Origin of the sequence: Camelimonas lactis, from assembly GCF_004342915.1 — a bacterium.
Classification (GTDB): Bacteria; Pseudomonadota; Alphaproteobacteria; order Rhizobiales; family Beijerinckiaceae; genus Camelimonas; species Camelimonas lactis.
This window is the reverse complement of record NZ_SLWL01000001.1, coordinates 398,650-414,407: the sequence shown is the minus strand read 5'-3', so window position 1 is coordinate 414,407 and position 15,758 is coordinate 398,650. Positions and strand designations below refer to the sequence as shown.

Sequence of the window (15,758 nt, the reverse complement as noted above, 5' to 3'; positions counted from 1 at the left end):
CCTCAGCGGCGCGCGGCGAAAAAATCCCGCAACAACGTCGCCGACGCTGTCTCGCTCATGCCGCCATAAACCTCCGGCGCATGGTGACAGGTGGGTGAGGCGTAAAGGCGCACGCCGCTGTCAACCGCCCCGCCCTTGGGATCCGCCGCGCCGTAGTACAGCCGGCGGACGCGGGCGAAGGAGATCGCCGCGGCGCACATCGGGCAGGGCTCCAGCGTGACGTAGAGATCACAACCGGTCAGCCGCTCATTGCCGAGAACCGCCGCCGCCGCCCGGATAGCAAGGATTTCGGCGTGCGCCGTGGGGTCGTTCAGTTCGCGCGGCCGGTTGCCGGCGCTGGCGATCACCACCCCCTCGCGCACCACCACGGCGCCGATCGGCGTCTCGCCGCGCGCCCCGGCGGCGCGCGCTTCCGCCAGCGCCACGTCCATCATTGAACCCGCGCCGCGCCGTCCGCGCGCATTTTCCATGCGATGATCCTGCATTGATCTCCTCGCTAAGCGGCCCGCCCTCTGCTATCACGCCGCAATGACGGACAAAACGGATAACAGGCGCCCGCCCCGCCAGGGACGCGGCGGCAACGGCAATCGCGGCGGCAATGGCGGCAGCCGTGACGGCGGCGGCGCGCGCGGATCCAGAACTGGCGGCTTCGGCGGCGGTCGCGATCGCGACGCGCGCGGCGACAGGCCCGCTGGCGGCAAGCCCGCTGGCGGCGGCTTTGGCGCGCGCGGTGACCGGGGCTTCGGCGAGAAGCGCCCCTTTGGCGAGAAACGCCCCTTCGGCGAGAAGCGCCCCTTCGGCGAAAAGCGCCCCTTCGGCGAAAAGCGCCCCTTCGGCGAGCGCCGGCCGGAAGGCGGCCCGGGCCGTGCGGATCGCGGCCCCCGGCCGTTCCGTGGCGAGCGTCCCGACAGCCCGCGCTTCGATCAGGATCGTCCGCGCCAGGATCGCCCATATCACGAACGCCCCCGTCAGGAGCGTCCCCGTCAGGACGGGCGTGATGGCGAACGGCGCTTCGGCGGCGACCGCGATTTCGGCCGACATGGCGGCGAAAACAGAAGCTTTGAGAAGCGAGGCTTCGGCAAGCGCGACGGCGCGCCCCGGCGCGACGCTGGCCACTATGGCGACGCCAGGCCGGCCTTTTCCGGTCGCCCCCGCCCGGAAAGCGCCCGCGGCAGCTACAGCGAACGTTTCAGCGACCGCCCGGCCGGACGCCAGGAGCGCGATCGCCCTGATCGCAACCGCCCTCGCCCCCAGACCGAGCGCGTCGAGCGTCCCGATGGCCGCGAGCGCCTGGCCAAGGTGATGGCCCGTTCTGGCGTGGCCTCGCGCCGCGACGCCGAGATCATCATCACCGCCGGTCGCGTCAGCGTGAACGGCCAGGTGATCCATTCGCCGGCCATCAACGTCGGCCCGGCCGATCATATCCTCATCGACGGCAAGCCGATGCCGGCGCGCGAGCGCACCCGGCTGTGGCTCTACAACAAGCCCGCCGGCCTGGTGACGACGCAGTTCGATCCCGAAGGCCGTCCGACGGTGTTCCAGCAGCTGCCGGGCGACCTGCCGCATGTGATCTCGGTCGGCCGCCTCGACATCAACACCGAAGGCCTGCTGCTGCTCACCAATGACGGCGGTCTGGCGCGGGTGCTGTCGCATCCCGAAACCGGCTGGCTGCGTCGCTATCGCGTCCGCGCCTATGGCCAGATCACCCCCGACGCGCTGCTGGCGCTGGAGGACGGGGTCACCATCGATGGCATCCATTACGGCCCGGTCCAGGCCAGCATCCAGCGCCAGCAGGGTCACAATGTGTGGCTGATGCTTGGCCTGCGTGAAGGCAAGAACCGCGAGGTCAAGCGCATCCTCGAGCACCTTGGCCTCCGGGTGAACCGCCTGATCCGCATCTCCTTCGGCCCGTTCCAGCTCGGCGACATTCCGGAAGGCGCCGCCGACGAGGTGCGCCTCGCCGTGCTGAAAAGCCAGCTCGGCGACGATCTGGCCCGACGCGCCGGCGCGGATTTTGAGTCCCCGGCGCATGAGCGCGATCCTGGCGAAGGCCGCCCGGCCTCGCTGCTGCCGCCGCGCATTCCCCATCGCCTGCCCGAGGAAGAGGCGGTCGACGCCGCGTTTGACGAAGGCGTGGAGGAAGAATTCCGCGAGGCCATCAAAGGCAAGCCCTGGAAGGACACGTCGCCGTTCGACCACGATGACGGCTGGTTCGAGCCTGGCGGCCGCAAGGCGGCGATGCGCGCCGCCGCCAGCGACGCTTATGCCCGGCCAGCGCCAGTTGCCCCTCCGGCGCCGCGCGGCACCCCGGACCCCTGGCGCCCCTCCCCCGACGATCCGGCGCCGCAGAAGGCCGTCGGCTCGCGCGTCGGCCTGAAGCGCAGCACCTGGCGCGACGCCGAGACGGAAGCCGCGCGCGCTGGCGCCGGCAGCCGCAAGCCGCGTCGTGGCGATGATCCGCTGGCAGCCCGCGCCGAAAGCGGCCAGCGCGCTCATGTGCGCGCCGGCGCCGTCGCCAGCCCCGGCGGCCGCCGCGTGCTGGTGGAAAAAGTGGTGCGCGAAAAGCCGGAAGCCCCCGTGCGCGGCGACCGCCCCTTCCGCGGCGGCGGTAAACCCTTCGGCGGCAAACCCGGCTTCGGCGCCCGCGACGGCGGCTTTGGCGACAGGCCGCCGCGCGGCGATCGCGCGCCCGGCCGCGACCGTCAGGATTTCGGCGCCAGGCAAGAGTTCGCCTCCAGGCAAGAGTTCGGCGCCCGGAAAGAGTTCGGCGCCCGGAAAAGCTTCGGGGAGAACCGGTCTGGAGATCGGCAAGGCTTCGGAGACAGGAGAGGCTTTGGCGACAGGCAGGGCTTGGGCGACAGGCAGGGCTTGGGCGACAGGGCGTTTGCCGGAAAACCCTTCGCTGGCAAACCCGGCGGCAAGTCGTGTGGCGGCAAATCCTTTGGCGGAAAGTCCTTTGGCGGCAAGCCCTCTGGCGAGCGACCGGCCGGCGGCAGGCCATTTGGTAAAGGCGGCGGAAAACCGTTTGGCGGCAAGCCAGGCGGTGGCAGACCCGGCGGTGGCAGGCCTGGCGGCGGCAGATCTGGCGGTGGACGCGGCCCTGGCCGCTGATCCGCCAGCGCGCCTGGCCACAGAGCGGCCGTCGTCCAGCCCGGATGATGCGCCGCCCTTGGAAAAGCCTCATGCCCGCGCGTGTTGCGGGCATCCACGTCTTCGGCGCCGGATCAATCGCCCGCCGGCGCGTTTCGCGAAAAGCGGCGTCTACTTTTCCTGAAGAAAATGCGCCAGCTCAAATCGCTAGCGACAACGCTCCCGGCCCCCGCGTGGATCGGCGGAACGGGTCGGGCCATGACGGCGGGAAACGACAGGGGCGGCATGGGCGCAGTGCGTCGGGCTACCCATCGCTTCCAGGGCGTTGGCATGATTATTTGCGAACAAGCGGCGTCCACTTTATTCGCATCATGTTCCAGACGCCCATATTCGCATAAAGGACGACGCCTTGAGGATTGTGGCTGGCAAGTTTCGGGCGCGCGCGCTGGCCTCGCCCAAAACCCAGGCGGTGCGTCCCACCTCCGACCGGCTGCGCGAAGCGGTGTTCAACGTGCTCAGCCACGCCTATGATGATCCGCTGCGCGACGCCCGCGTGCTGGACCTGTTCGCCGGCACGGGCGCGCTGGCGATCGAAGCGCTGTCGCGCGGCGCCGCCTTCGCCCTGTTCGTCGATGATTCCGCCGAGGCGCGCGGTCTGATCCGCGCCAATGTCGATGCGCTCGGTCTTGGCGGAACCAGCCGGCTGTTTCGCCGCGACGCCACCAGGCTCGGCCCGATCAGCGGCATGCCGCCATTCTCGATGGTTTTCTGCGATCCGCCCTACGGCAAGGGGCTGGCCGAACAGGCGCTCGCCAGCGCCCGCGCGGGCGGCTGGCTGACCAGCGACGCGCTGGTCGTCGTCGAGGAAGCCAGCGACGCCAATTTCACCTGGCCCGACGGCTTCACCGCCTATGAGCAACGCAGCTACGGCGACACCACCGTATATTTTGGCGGCCCGCAAGGCAGCCAGGCATAACGGGCCGCCACCTCACCGCCGGCCGAACAGCTTCTCGATATCGGTCAGCTTCAGCTCCACCCAGGTGGGGCGGCCGTGGTTGCACTGGCCGGAAAGCGGCGTCGCCTCCATCTCGCGCAACAGGGCGTTCATCTCCTCCGGCCGCAGGCGGCGACCGGCGCGGATTGAGCCGTGGCAGGCCATGGTCGCCAGCACGTGGTCCAGCTTTTCTTCCAGCGCGCCCACGTGGTCCCATTCGGCCAAGGCGTCGGCCAAGTCGCGCACCAGCCGGCGCAGATCGCATTTGCCTAGCAGCGCCGGCGTTTCGCGCACGCACAGGGCGCCGGCGCCAAACCCTTCCACCACCAGTCCCAGCGCTTCCAGCTGCTCCGCCGCCGCCAGCACCCGGTCGGCGTCCACCGGGTCGAGTTCGACCACTTCCGGGACCAACAGCAATTGCCGGGCGACGCCCTGCACGACGCGCTGGGCCTTCAGCCGCTCATACACCAGCCGTTCATGCGCCGCGTGCTGGTCGACGATGACCACGCCGTCGGTGGTCTGGGCGATCACATACGTGCCATGCACCTGGGCGCGGGCCGCCCCCAGCGGCTGTTGTTGCCGCGCCAGGTCCTGGTCGAAAGCCGGCCCCTGGGCATGCGCGTCATCGCCATCCATGCCAGCCGGCGTCGACGCCCGCGCGTCGGCGGAGGGCGTGACCAGATCGCTGAACACGCCCTGCGCGCCCTCAGCAAAACCCGCTCCGGCTCCGTCGGCCGCCCAGTTCCGGCCAGCCGCCCCATAAGAAAGGTCAGCGTGCGATGCTCCGCTGCGTGCGGCGGTGTGATCAGGTCCCGCGCCAGCATCAACAGGGGCTTGCCAGTTGGCGGGCGGCGGCGCATGGCGCGGCGCTTCGCGCCAGCGCTGGTCCCATCCGTGCGCCGCGCGCGCGGCCGCTGGCTGCGCGCCGGAGGTCACGCGGCCGGAAGCGCCATCCGCCCCTGGCCAGCCCCCGCCCTCCGTCGCCCGGCTGGCCTGCAACGCCGCCAGGGTGCGCGATCCGCCGGTGGTGGACGAACGGTGGCCGGCGCGATGGATGGCCTCCTTCAGGGCGCCGATCATCAGGCCGCGCACCAGGCCGGGGTCACGAAATCGCACCTCCGTCTTGGCCGGATGCACGTTGACGTCCACATGGCGCGGATCGCAGGCAATCAGCAGCGCCAGCGCCGGATGGCGCCCGGCCGGCAGCACGTCCATGTAGGCGGCGCGCACCGCGCCCTGCACCAGCTTGTCGCGCACGGGCCGGCCATTGACCATCACGTGGATATGGCTCGGGCTGCCGCGATGCCATGTGGGCAGGCCAGCGAAGCCGCTGAGCTCCACGCCTTCGCGCGCCGCATCGACGGCGATGGCGTTGGGGGCAAAGTCGCTGCCCAGCAGCCGGGTCAGCCGCGCCAGCAGCGCATTGTCGCCGGTTTCGCGCGGCAGCGTGATAGGGGTGAGATGGTCGCCGGCGAGGGTGAAGGCCACCTCCGGGTGCGCCATGGCGAGCCGTTTCACCACGTCGGCCACCGCCTGGGCTTCCGCCCGGTCGGTCTTGAGAAACTTCAGCCGCGCCGGCGTCGCCATGAACAGATCGGCGATTTCCACCCGCGAGCCGCGCACCCCGGAGGCTGGCCGCACCGGCCCCTTGACGCCGGCCTCCACCACGATCTGGCAGGCGGCGTCCGCATCCAGCGTGCGCGTGACAATGCTGAGCCGCGACACGGCGCCAATCGACGGCAACGCCTCGCCGCGAAACCCCAGGGTGGCGATGGCGAACAGGTCGCCATCGGGAATTTTGGAGGTGGCGTGGCGCTCCACCGCCAGGGCCAGATCCTCGGGCCCCATGCCGCAACCATCGTCGGTGACGCGGATCAGCCGGCGGCCACCGGCCTCCACCACCACCTCGATGGCCGTCGCCCCGGCGTCGAGTGCGTTCTCCACCAGCTCCTTCACGGCGGCGGCCGGGCGCTCCACCACCTCGCCGGCGGCGATGCGGTCAACCAGAACCGGGTCGAGGCGCCGAACCGCCATAGCTGATACTCCTGTCAGCGCCAGGCATTTCGAGCCCCAGGCGTTTTTGCGGCCCCAAACCCCGCCAACCTCACGCCTTGCCCCAGAAGCGCCAACCGGGGCGCGGCGGCAGAGCGCCGGCCCAAACGCGCGGGCGCGAAACGCCTCCTCGCAAGCAGGTGGGGTCGAATCCCGGGCCAGTCTAGCGGCTCTGGCGCGGCCGGTCAGCCCGTCAGGCCGACCGGCTTGCCCGCCGTCACCACCAGCAATTTGCTGGCGTCAAAAATGCGGGCGGCGGCGCGGCGCACGTCCTCGCGCGTCACCGAGGCGACCAAATGGTTGCGCCGGTCGATGTAATCCACGCCCATCTTCTCCAGCGACAGGTGCAGCAACTGACCGGCGATCTTCGACGAGGTGTCAAAGTGCAACGCGTAGGAGCCGATGAGATATTGCTTCGCCAGCCGCACCTCATCCTCATCCGGCCCCTCGGCGCCCATGCGGGCGATCTCGGCGGAGATGACCTCTATTGATTCGGCCACGCGCTCATTCTTGGTGGCGGTGCCGCCAAAGAACATCGCCGCATGACGCATCGGATACAGCGCGCTGGAGACGCCATAAGCCAGGCCGCGCTTCTCGCGCACTTCCCTGAACAGGCGGGCCGAGAACACCCCACCGCCCAGAATGTGGTTGGCGATATGGGCGGCCATGTAATCGGGATCATGCCGGGCGACGCCGGGCGCGCCGAATCGCACCACCGATTGCGGCGTCTCCACCTCCACCACGCGGCGTACGCCCTGGCCCTGCAGTTCGATCTGCGCCACCTGCGTCAGATCGCTGGCCTGCGGCAGATCACCGAACGCATCGTCCAGCAGCGCGCCGAGCACGTCGGCGTTGACGGCGCCCACCGCCGCCACGTGCAGATTGTCGCGCGCCAGCACCCCGGCCCGGAAGGCTGAGAGATCGTCGCGGTTGATCGCGGCGACGCTGTCGAGCGAGCCGCGCACCGGCCGGCCGTACGGATGGCCGGCGAAAGCCGTTTCGTTGAAGGCGCGCATGGCCAGCACGTCCGGATTGCTGGCGTCGTGCCGCAGTCCGGCCTCGATCTGGCCGCGCACCCGGGCGATGGCCTCTGGCTCCAGACGCGCTTCGTTCAGCGCCAGGCGCAATAACTCCACCGCCTTGGGCAGATGGCTGACCAGGGTTTTCAGCGAACCGCGAAACGTATCGCGATCGGCGCTGAAGCGCAGTTCGATGGCGTGGTCGGCCAGCTGCGTCTGGAAGGCGTCGGAATCGTACGGCCCCGCGCCCTCGTCCAGCATGCCGGACAGCATGTTGGCGACGCCGGGCCGCCCGGCCGGATCCTGCGAGGCGCCGCCGACGAAGGCGAATTCCAGCGCGAGCAACGGCACGGCGTGCTCTTCCACCAGCCAGGCGTGAACCCCGCCGGGCGACGCGACGACCTGCACGCTGGCGGGCGATTTCTTGCGATCCGCCCCGGCGGCGGCTCTGTCGAGAGTATCTGTCATGGTCATTCCGTAGGGCGCGGACGCGCCGGGGCGGACAACAGGTTCAGGGCGACGATGAGCCGCCGCGCCTGAAAATGCGAACTATTGCGGCTCGAGACGACCCGTCACCGCCGTGCGGGCGTCCAGCCAGGCGCGGGCGGCGTCCATCACGCCTTCCGGCGTCACGGCGGCGATGCGCGCCGGCCATTGCTGCACGTCGGCGATGCTTTCGCCAATGGCCAGCGCCGAGCCGTAGACCCGGGCCAGCGTCGCCTGGCTGTCCTGGGCGTAGACCATGTCGGCCACCAGCCGCGTTGTCGCCCGGCGGAAATCCGCTTCGTCGACGCCTTTGGCGATGAAATCCGCCACCGCGTCGTCGATGTGCTTTTCCAGGTCATCCAGGGAAACGTCCTGGGCCGGCGCGGCGGTCATGCCAAATCGGGTCTGGTCGACGGCCGAGCCGAAATACCACGCGCCGGCGGAGACGGCTTTGGCCTTCTCCAGCACCAGCTTGCGATACAGCACCGAGGTCGCGCCGCCGCCGAGCACTTCAGCGAGAACGTCGAGCGCGCAGGCCGCCTCATGGCCGCCGGTCAGCGTCGACGGCGCCAGATACAGCCGGCGCAGCAACGGCTGCTCGACACGGGCGTCAGAAACCGTCACCCGGCGCGCCGCGCGCGGCGGCGGCTCCTGCGGACGCAGCCGTTGCGGCCGCGGCGCCGATGCGATGCGGCCATAGTGCTCCTGCGCCAGGGCCTGCGCCGCTTCCGCCTCCACGTCGCCGGCCACCACCAGAATGGCGTTGGAGGGGGTGTAGAAGCGTTGGTAATAATTGAAGGCGTCGTCGCGGTTCAGCCCTTCGATCTCGTGCATCCAGCCGATGATCGGCAATCCATAGGGGTGATGCGTGAACAGCGCCGCATCCATCGCCTCGGAAAGCTGCTGGTCCGGGTCGGAGTCGGTGCGCATGCGCCGCTCCTCGATGACCACGTCGCGCTCCGGCCCGACGACCGATTCATCGAACGACAGATTGGTCATCCGGTCCGCCTCGAAGTGCATCATCTCTCCCAGATGCTCTTTGGCGACGCGCTGGAAATAGGCGGTGTAATCATAGGAGGTGAAGGCGTTTTCCTGGCCGCCGATGGCGGCGACCGCGTCGGAGAATTCGCCTTCCGGGTGCCGCGTCGTGCCCTTGAACATCAGGTGTTCGAGGAAATGGGCGATGCCGGACTTGCCGACCGGATCGTCGGCGGAGCCATTGCGATACCACACCATATGCGTGACGACCGGGGCGCGCCGGTCCGGAATCACCACCACGTCCAGTCCGTTGTCCAGCGTGCTGGCGTGCACGACCGAACCGTCCGCGCCGGCCTGCGCCTGCTCTTCAACGCGACGCGCGGCGTCTGTGGCGCTGCTCATGCTTGCTCCTGACCTTCATGCGCCGCAGCCGCGACGCGTATGCTTTTCCGAAACATAGTCCCTGGCGCGGCGCTTTGTAAGCGGCATGGCGGACCACCGCGCCGGCAATGGCTCCATTCCCATGAAAGCGGCGGCGTGACCGCGGATGGACGGCGGAGCATGGTCCCGCCTGCCAGGTTGCGCCCACTCCCGGAAAACGAAGCCCGGCGAACCACAGGGCCGCCGGGCAGAAATCGTCGGTCAAACGTCCATCACCACAGGTCCAGCCAGACCCCCGCCGGCTCAGTCTTCGCTGGGCTTCAGGAAGTCACGCTCCGGCGTGCCGTCCTTGTTATAGGGAACCGGGTCATCCGGGGTCGCGCGCATCGGCGCGGTGCCGGCCGGCTTGCGATAGCCTGTCGGCGGCTGCAGCAGGGTTTCGCGCTTGGGCTCGTAGTTCGGATCAAGTTTCTTGCCGTCGCCGTCCGTGGCCGTCGCGCGCAACTCGTCGGGATCGACCCATGTCGCCGCGCGGCCATCGCCCAGCACCTTGCGCGGCTGGTTGTCTTCCGCCGCGTGCTTCGGTTTGCGCGAAATCCGCTCCATCTCGTAAACGCTGAGGCGCCCACCGTCCTGGACGCGGTTGTCGCTGGGGAATGGCACCGGCTTCTGCCGCTCGGCGGCCTCGCGGCGGCGGCGCTGCAGGTCGGCGTCATCCGGCCAGCTTTCAGCGCGTTTGGCCGCCGGAGGCAGCGGCGTCGGCAGCTTGCCGGTGGAGGGCGGCAGCGCCAGCGGCGCGCGCTCGTGATAGCTGATCGGGTCGCGCTCTTCGTCAATCACGCCCATCTTGCCGAGCAGGTTCTTCATGAACACGCCCTCTTCCGCCTGGGCGGCCGAGCCGGCGAGCGCCGAAAAACCGATCGCGGCGGCGAAGCCGAACGCCAGCGGCGCGCGGCGCGCCATGGCCACGGTCCTGGCCGGGCGCGCGACGCGTTTGGAAAACTTGAGCGCCATTGGTTCTCTTTCCCCCTGCGGCCGCCTCCCCCCTGGGTCGCCGCCGTCAACAACATGATCGCCGGGGCGCGCCGGCCGTCCGGGCGCTCCGACAGGTCGATAATTGATGCTTCCGCAGCGCACGTCCCCGCGCAGCGAATGTCGCCTTGCGTCAGGAAAGCGCGCAAGATCAACGATATCAAGATCAGGGATACACAGCAAAGTTTCGACCCGTTTGACCGAAACTTTGCCCCCCGACCCGGCGCGCGCACGCAAATCCGGCGCTTTTTGAAGCCTACATATGCGGCGCCAGTATGGCCACCGGTCATGGCGTCTCAGGGTGAATCCGCCCCTTTCGGGCTGGCGCCAGCGCCAAAAAACGAGTCGTACAGCAGCGCGATCACACCAAAAACGATGGCCGCGTCGGCTACGTTGAACACGTACCAGCTGAAGTCGCCCACATGGAAGTGGACGAAATCGACCACCGCGCCCCAATAAATCCGGTCGATCAGATTGCCGACCGCCCCGCCGATGATCAGCCCAAGGCCCGCCGCGAGCAGGCGGGTTCTGGCCCGCGCCAGCCAGACGCTGAGCAGAACCGTGGCGATCACCGAGCCAATCACCAGCCCCCAGCGCCCCACGGCGTGGGGCATCTGGAACAGGCCGTAGGAGATGCCCCGGTTCCAGACCAGTACGAACTCCAGGAACGGCGCCAGCGTCATCGGCGGCCGGTTGGCGATGTCGGCGCCGAACATCAGCCAGAGCTTGCTGGCCTGGTCCAGCGCCAGCACGATGATGGCGAGCGCGACGCCAAGGCGGGCCGGGCTCATGCCAGCCCGCCCCTGCATTTCGCCCGGTTCGGGTTGCCCGTCGCGCGTCTGGCTCACCGGGCCATCGCCAGCCGCCATCACGCGGCTCCCAGCGCCGGTTCGCCCGGATGCGCCTTGGTCCATTCGCGCATGGCGGCGGCGTCGCGCGGGCTGAGATCCGGCCACGCGGGGTCCGCGCCGACGTCCGGCAGCACCTTCCACGAACGGGCGCATTTGCGCCCTTCCGCCCGGGCGAACACCACGGCGACGCCAGGAACGTCGTCGAGCCGGAACGCCTCCTCGTGAGTCTCGCCATCACGAACGCTGATCGCGGACGTGATGCAGACTTCGGCGAAGTCCACGCCCTTCAGGGCGCCGAGCAGGTCGGCGTCCGACACGTAGACCGCAGGCGCCGCCTCAAGGCTGGAGCCGATATTCTTGCGAGCCCGCTCCAGCTCCAGCGCGCCGGTCACCACGCGGCGCACCTTGCGGATTTTGGCCCAGCGCGCCGCCAGGGCGTCGTCCCGCCAGGTCGGCGGCAATTCCGGGAAACGCTCCAGATGCACCGAGCCAGCCTCCGAGGGGAAGCGGCTCAGCCACGCCTCTTCCGCCGTGAAGGCGAGCACAGGGGCCAGCCACGTCGTCACGCACCGGAAAATCTGGTCGATCACCGTCAGCGCCGACCGGCGCGCCAGGCTGGAGGCCGGGTCGCAATACAGCGTGTCCTTGCGGATATCGAAGTAGAACGCCGAAAGCTCCGTGGTGAGGAACGGCGCCAGCGCCGCCAGCACGCGCTTGTAATCGTAGGCGGCGTAGGCCTGGCGCACGGTCTGGTCGAGCTCGACCAGCCGGTGCAGCATCAGCCGCTCCAGCTCCGGCATCCGCTCCGCCGCCACCAGCTCCGCGCCGGAGAAGTGATGCAGCGAACCCAGCATCCAGCGCAGGGTGTTGCGGATCTTGCGATACTGGTCGGTGACGCCTTTCAGCACTTCGGGGCCGATGCGCTGGTCATCCCAATAGTCGACCGAAGCGGTCCACAGGCGCAGGATATCGGCGCCCGACTGGCGGATGACATCCTGCGGCGCAAGCGTATTGCCCAGCGACTTGGACATCTTGCGGCCCTGCTCGTCGAGCGTGAAGCCGTGCGTCACCACCACGTCATAGGGCGCGCGGCCGCGCGTGCCGCAAGCTTCCAGCAGCGACGACTGGAAGAAGCCGCGATGCTGGTCCGAGCCTTCCAGATACATGACCGTGTCGAAGTCCGGCGCCTTGCCCGCTGCCGGCAACCTCTCCCCCTCGGGACGGCGCTTGCGCGGGCGCAGATCGGCGCGCGGCTCCAGGGTGAAGGCATGGCTTGAACCGGAATCGAACCAGACGTCGAGCACGTCGGTCACCTTCTCGAAACGCGCCGGATCATGATCGGGCGCGAGGAAGCGCGCGCCATCGGCGTCGGCGAACCAGGCGTCCGCGCCTTCGGCCTCGAAGGCGTCGGCGATGCGGGCGTTGACCCTGTCGTCGCGCAGCAGCTCGCCGGTCTCGCGATCAACGAACACGGTGATCGGCACGCCCCAGGCGCGCTGGCGCGAGATCACCCAGTCCGGGCGGCCGGAGACCATGGCGGTGATGCGGTTCTCACCGGCGGCCGGCACCCACTGGGTGTCGGCGATGGCGGCCAGCGAACGGGCGCGCAGGGTGTCGCCGCTCCCGTCGATGTCGCGGTCCATGGCGATGAACCATTGCGGCGTATTGCGGAAGATCAGCGGCGCGCGCGAACGCCAGGAGTGCGGATAGCTGTGGCGCAGGCGACCACGGGCGATCAGCGCGCCGGCGTCGGCCAGGGCGGCGATGACGCGGGCGTTGGCGTCGCCCTCCTTGCCGTTGTCGTCCAGCACCCGGGCGCCGGCGAACAACGGCACGTGCGGGAAATAGCTGCCGTCCGGCTGCACCGTGTGAGGCACCTCCGGCGTGCCAGCCGCCTCGAAGGCGGCCCGGTGGCGCACGTAGGTCATGTAGTCGTCGGCGCCGTGGCCGGGGGCGGTGTGCACGAAGCCCGTGCCGGCGTCGGCGGTGACATAATCGGCCGGCAGCAGCGGCACGCCGAAGTCATAGCCCTGGCCGTGCAACGGATGGTGGGCGAGCACGCCGGCGAGATCGACGCCGTTAACGTCGGCGACGCGCCGGAAACTGGTGACCTTGGCCACGCCCAGCACCGTCTCCGCCAGCGCGTCGGCCAGCAGATAGCGGTCGCCCGGCTTCGCCCAGTTGCCCTCCGGCGCCTCCGTCACCTCATAGAGGCCATAGGCGATGTCCGGCGAATAAGCGATGGCGCGGTTGGCGGGAATGGTCCACGGCGTGGTGGTCCAGATCACCACCGAGGCGCCGGCCAGCGCCGCATTGTCTGAGGCGGCCACCGGGAATTTGACGAAGATGGTGCTGGAGACGTGGTCCTTGTACTCCACCTCGGCCTCCGCCAGCGCCGTGCGCTCGACGATCGACCACATCACCGGCTTGGAGCCCTGGTAGAGCTGGCCGCTCATGGCGAACTTCATCAGCTCGCGGGCGATCTGCGCCTCGGCCGGGTAGGACATGGTGAGATAGGGGTTGTCCCAGTCGCCGGTGACGCCGAGGCGCTTGAACTCCTCGCGCTGCACGTCGACCCATTTGTCGGCGAAAGCGCGGCATTCGGCGCGGAACTCCAGAACCGGAACGTCGTCCTTGTCGAGGCCCTTCGCCCGGTATTGCTCCTCGATTTTCCATTCGATCGGCAGGCCGTGACAGTCCCAGCCCGGCACGTAATTGCTGTCGTAGCCAAGCATCTGCTGCGAGCGGGTCACCAGATCCTTCAGGATCTTGTTCAGCGCGTGGCCGATGTGGATGTTGCCATTGGCGTAGGGCGGGCCGTCATGCAGCGTGAAGCGCGGCGCGCTCTTCGCCTGCTCGCGCAGCCGCCGGTAGAGATCAAGGTCGTTCCAGCGCGCCAGCAGCAGCGGCTCGCGTTCCGGCAGGCCGGCGCGCATGGGGAAATCCGTCTGCGGCAGAAACAGGGTTTTCGAATAATCCGCCTTGTCCCCGGCTTTGGCGGCGGCGTTTTTCTGGCTGATATTGGCCGCCCCGGCCTTGCTGCTGTCGTTCATCGAACTGGCTCATTCCCCTGGAGCGTTTCCGGCAGGGCGCGGTCGCGCCCACCTGCGGAACTGCGTCAAAACATGGACCGGCAACTTACCGCCCGCGGGCGGACCTTGCCTGAAACTGGCGAATGGAAAAACCGGAGATCACGCCGTGACATGCCCCGCGCCATCAATCAAGAGCGACGGAAACATGCGGCGGCCGGAAAGAACGCGCGTCGCCCCACTGGCAAAGAACGCGCGCCGCGCCCCTGGAAAACGTCCCGGCGTCGTCCACGGCGAACCATTCGCTGATCTGGGTGGTCCGGAGCGACAGGCCCCTCCGGGCGCGGCGACGGCAGCCGCCATGGCCCGCCAGCGATGCGACAGGCCGCCGCGAAGGCGCGCATCCCGGCGTCCGCGCTCCGGTTACGCGGAAGCCGGGCCGGTAATTCGCAAACTGAAAAGGCTGCTCCGGCGCGTCATGCCGGCAACATAGAGCATTTCCGCCTGAAAGGAAGTCGCTGCGGGCGCAACGTCGCCGCTTCAGCCAAGCACGGAAGGCGGCGGCGGATCAGCGGCCAGAATGCGACGCGCTTCGGCGCTGTCGCGGTCCATCTGCCGCACCAGGTCGTCGATGCTGTCGAATTTGGCTTCGCCGCGCAGGAAAGCAAGGAACTCCACGTCCAGCGTTTTGCCATAGAGATCGCCGCTGAAATCGAACAGGAAGCTCTCCAGCAACGGCGCGCCATTATCAAAGGTGGGGCGGCGGCCGAAGCTGGCGACGCCGCCATGCACGACGCCGTCAACCAGCACCCGCACCGCGTAAATGCCGTGGGCGAGCTGGCAGTCGTCTGGCAGGCGAATATTGGCGGTCGGGTAGTTCAGCGTGCGGCCGATCTTCTGGCCATGGCGCACCTCGCCGCGCACGAACCAGCGATAACCGAGCAGCGCGTTGGCGGCGGCGATGTCGCCCAGGCGCAGCGCGGCGCGAATCCGGCTTGAGGACACCGCCCCGGCTTCATCGTCGCCGTCGCTGACCCTGGCGACAATGCGCACCGGCGCGCCGCTGCTGGCGCCGCGCGCCGTCAGATAGGCGGGCGAGCCTTCCCGCCCCTTGCCGAAATGGAAGTCATGACCGACGACGACGCCGGAAACCCCGAGCCCCCGCACCAGCAGGTCGTCGAAAAATGACTGCGCCGTCATGGCGGCGAGCGCGGCGTTGAACGGCAGGACGATCATGCCGTCGAGCCCCAGGCGGGCGAGCAGCGTCTCCTCCACCCCGTCGGGGGTGATGCGGAACACCGGCTTGTCCGGGTTGAAGAACGAGCGCGGGTGCGGCGCGAAGGTCAGCATGGCGGCGGGCCGGCCCAGCTCATCGGCCAGGGCGCGGCAGGCGGCGATCACCGCCCGGTGGCCGGCGTGCACGCCGTCGAAGTTGCCGATGGCGACGACGGGCCGCGCCAGGGCGTCGCCGCCACAGCCCAAGGGCAGCCCTGCCAGCGCCGCCTCAGCGGCGTTATCAATGCAGCGCTGCACCAAAAAAGGGCGCGCCTGCTCCAGAGCCGGGAAGATATCGGGAGCCGGTCGTGAACCGGATTGCGGCGCCTGCACCATGAAACCGTCAACACTTGCCGGCAGGGCAGTGCTGATCCGTTGCCGGATTTTGCCCCGCCGCCTTGATAAGTTGTGTTTTCTTCACGCGACATGGCCCCCACGTCGCTCGAAAACGCGCTGTCCGCCAACGGGACATGGCCCGCATGACGGCCGGCGAAACCTGCCAACATTCGGCGGCTGAGGTCAAGGGCGCGGGCGCGCAACCGCGCGGACCAGGAAAGGGGGCGGGAGGCAA

At 69.1% G+C, this 15,758-nt stretch carries 10 protein-coding genes; 2 read left to right on the top strand and 8 right to left on the bottom strand.

Annotated elements, in window-relative coordinates; translation table 11 throughout:
- Positions 1–2: 2 nt before the first annotated feature.
- Positions 3–470: a nucleoside deaminase gene (locus tag EV666_RS01775; protein WP_245514145.1), complete on the bottom strand. Its 468-nt coding sequence runs from the start codon at positions 468–470 to the stop codon at positions 3–5.
- A gap of 832 nt (positions 471–1,302) precedes the next feature.
- On the opposite strand from EV666_RS01775, the gene EV666_RS01770 reads away from it, so the two are divergent.
- Both EV666_RS01770 and rsmD read left to right on the top strand, forming a co-directional pair.
- Entirely contained in the window at positions 1,303–3,111 is a 1,809-nt protein-coding gene (locus EV666_RS01770) for a pseudouridine synthase (RefSeq protein WP_132002788.1), read from the top strand.
- 388 nt (positions 3,112–3,499) lie between these two features.
- Entirely contained in the window at positions 3,500–4,066 is a 567-nt protein-coding gene (gene rsmD / locus EV666_RS01765) for a 16S rRNA (guanine(966)-N(2))-methyltransferase RsmD (RefSeq protein WP_132002062.1), read from the top strand.
- A 12-nt stretch (positions 4,067–4,078) separates the two neighbouring features.
- On the opposite strand, the gene mutL is transcribed toward rsmD, so the two are convergent.
- The 7 genes from mutL to EV666_RS01730 form a co-directional block, all read right to left on the bottom strand.
- Positions 4,079–6,118: a DNA mismatch repair endonuclease MutL gene (mutL, locus tag EV666_RS01760; RefSeq protein ID WP_132002059.1), complete on the bottom strand. Its 2,040-nt coding sequence runs from the start codon at positions 6,116–6,118 to the stop codon at positions 4,079–4,081.
- A gap of 203 nt (positions 6,119–6,321) precedes the next feature.
- Positions 6,322–7,629 carry a M16 family metallopeptidase gene (locus EV666_RS01755; RefSeq protein WP_132002056.1) on the bottom strand — a complete coding sequence of 436 codons (1,308 nt, stop codon included), beginning with the start codon at positions 7,627–7,629 and terminating at the stop codon, positions 6,322–6,324.
- Positions 7,630–7,704: 75 nt separating this feature from the next.
- On the bottom strand, positions 7,705–9,021 hold the full coding sequence (locus EV666_RS01750; RefSeq protein WP_132002053.1) for a M16 family metallopeptidase: 1,317 nt from the start codon (positions 9,019–9,021) through the stop codon (positions 7,705–7,707).
- A gap of 282 nt (positions 9,022–9,303) precedes the next feature.
- On the bottom strand, positions 9,304–10,014 hold the full coding sequence (locus EV666_RS01745; RefSeq protein ID WP_132002050.1) for a hypothetical protein: 711 nt from the start codon (positions 10,012–10,014) through the stop codon (positions 9,304–9,306).
- Positions 10,015–10,328: 314 nt separating this feature from the next.
- A complete protein-coding gene (gene lspA / locus EV666_RS01740; RefSeq protein ID WP_132002785.1) occupies positions 10,329–10,823 on the bottom strand; it encodes a signal peptidase II in 495 nt (164 codons plus the stop codon).
- Between the two features lie 77 nt (positions 10,824–10,900).
- Complete coding sequence (gene ileS, locus EV666_RS01735; protein ID WP_132002047.1) at positions 10,901–13,936, bottom strand: isoleucine--tRNA ligase; 3,036 nt, start codon at positions 13,934–13,936, stop codon at positions 10,901–10,903.
- A gap of 516 nt (positions 13,937–14,452) precedes the next feature.
- Positions 14,453–15,523 carry a bifunctional riboflavin kinase/FAD synthetase gene (locus EV666_RS01730; RefSeq protein WP_132002044.1) on the bottom strand — a complete coding sequence of 357 codons (1,071 nt, stop codon included), beginning with the start codon at positions 15,521–15,523 and terminating at the stop codon, positions 14,453–14,455.
- Positions 15,524–15,758 lie beyond the last annotated feature (235 nt).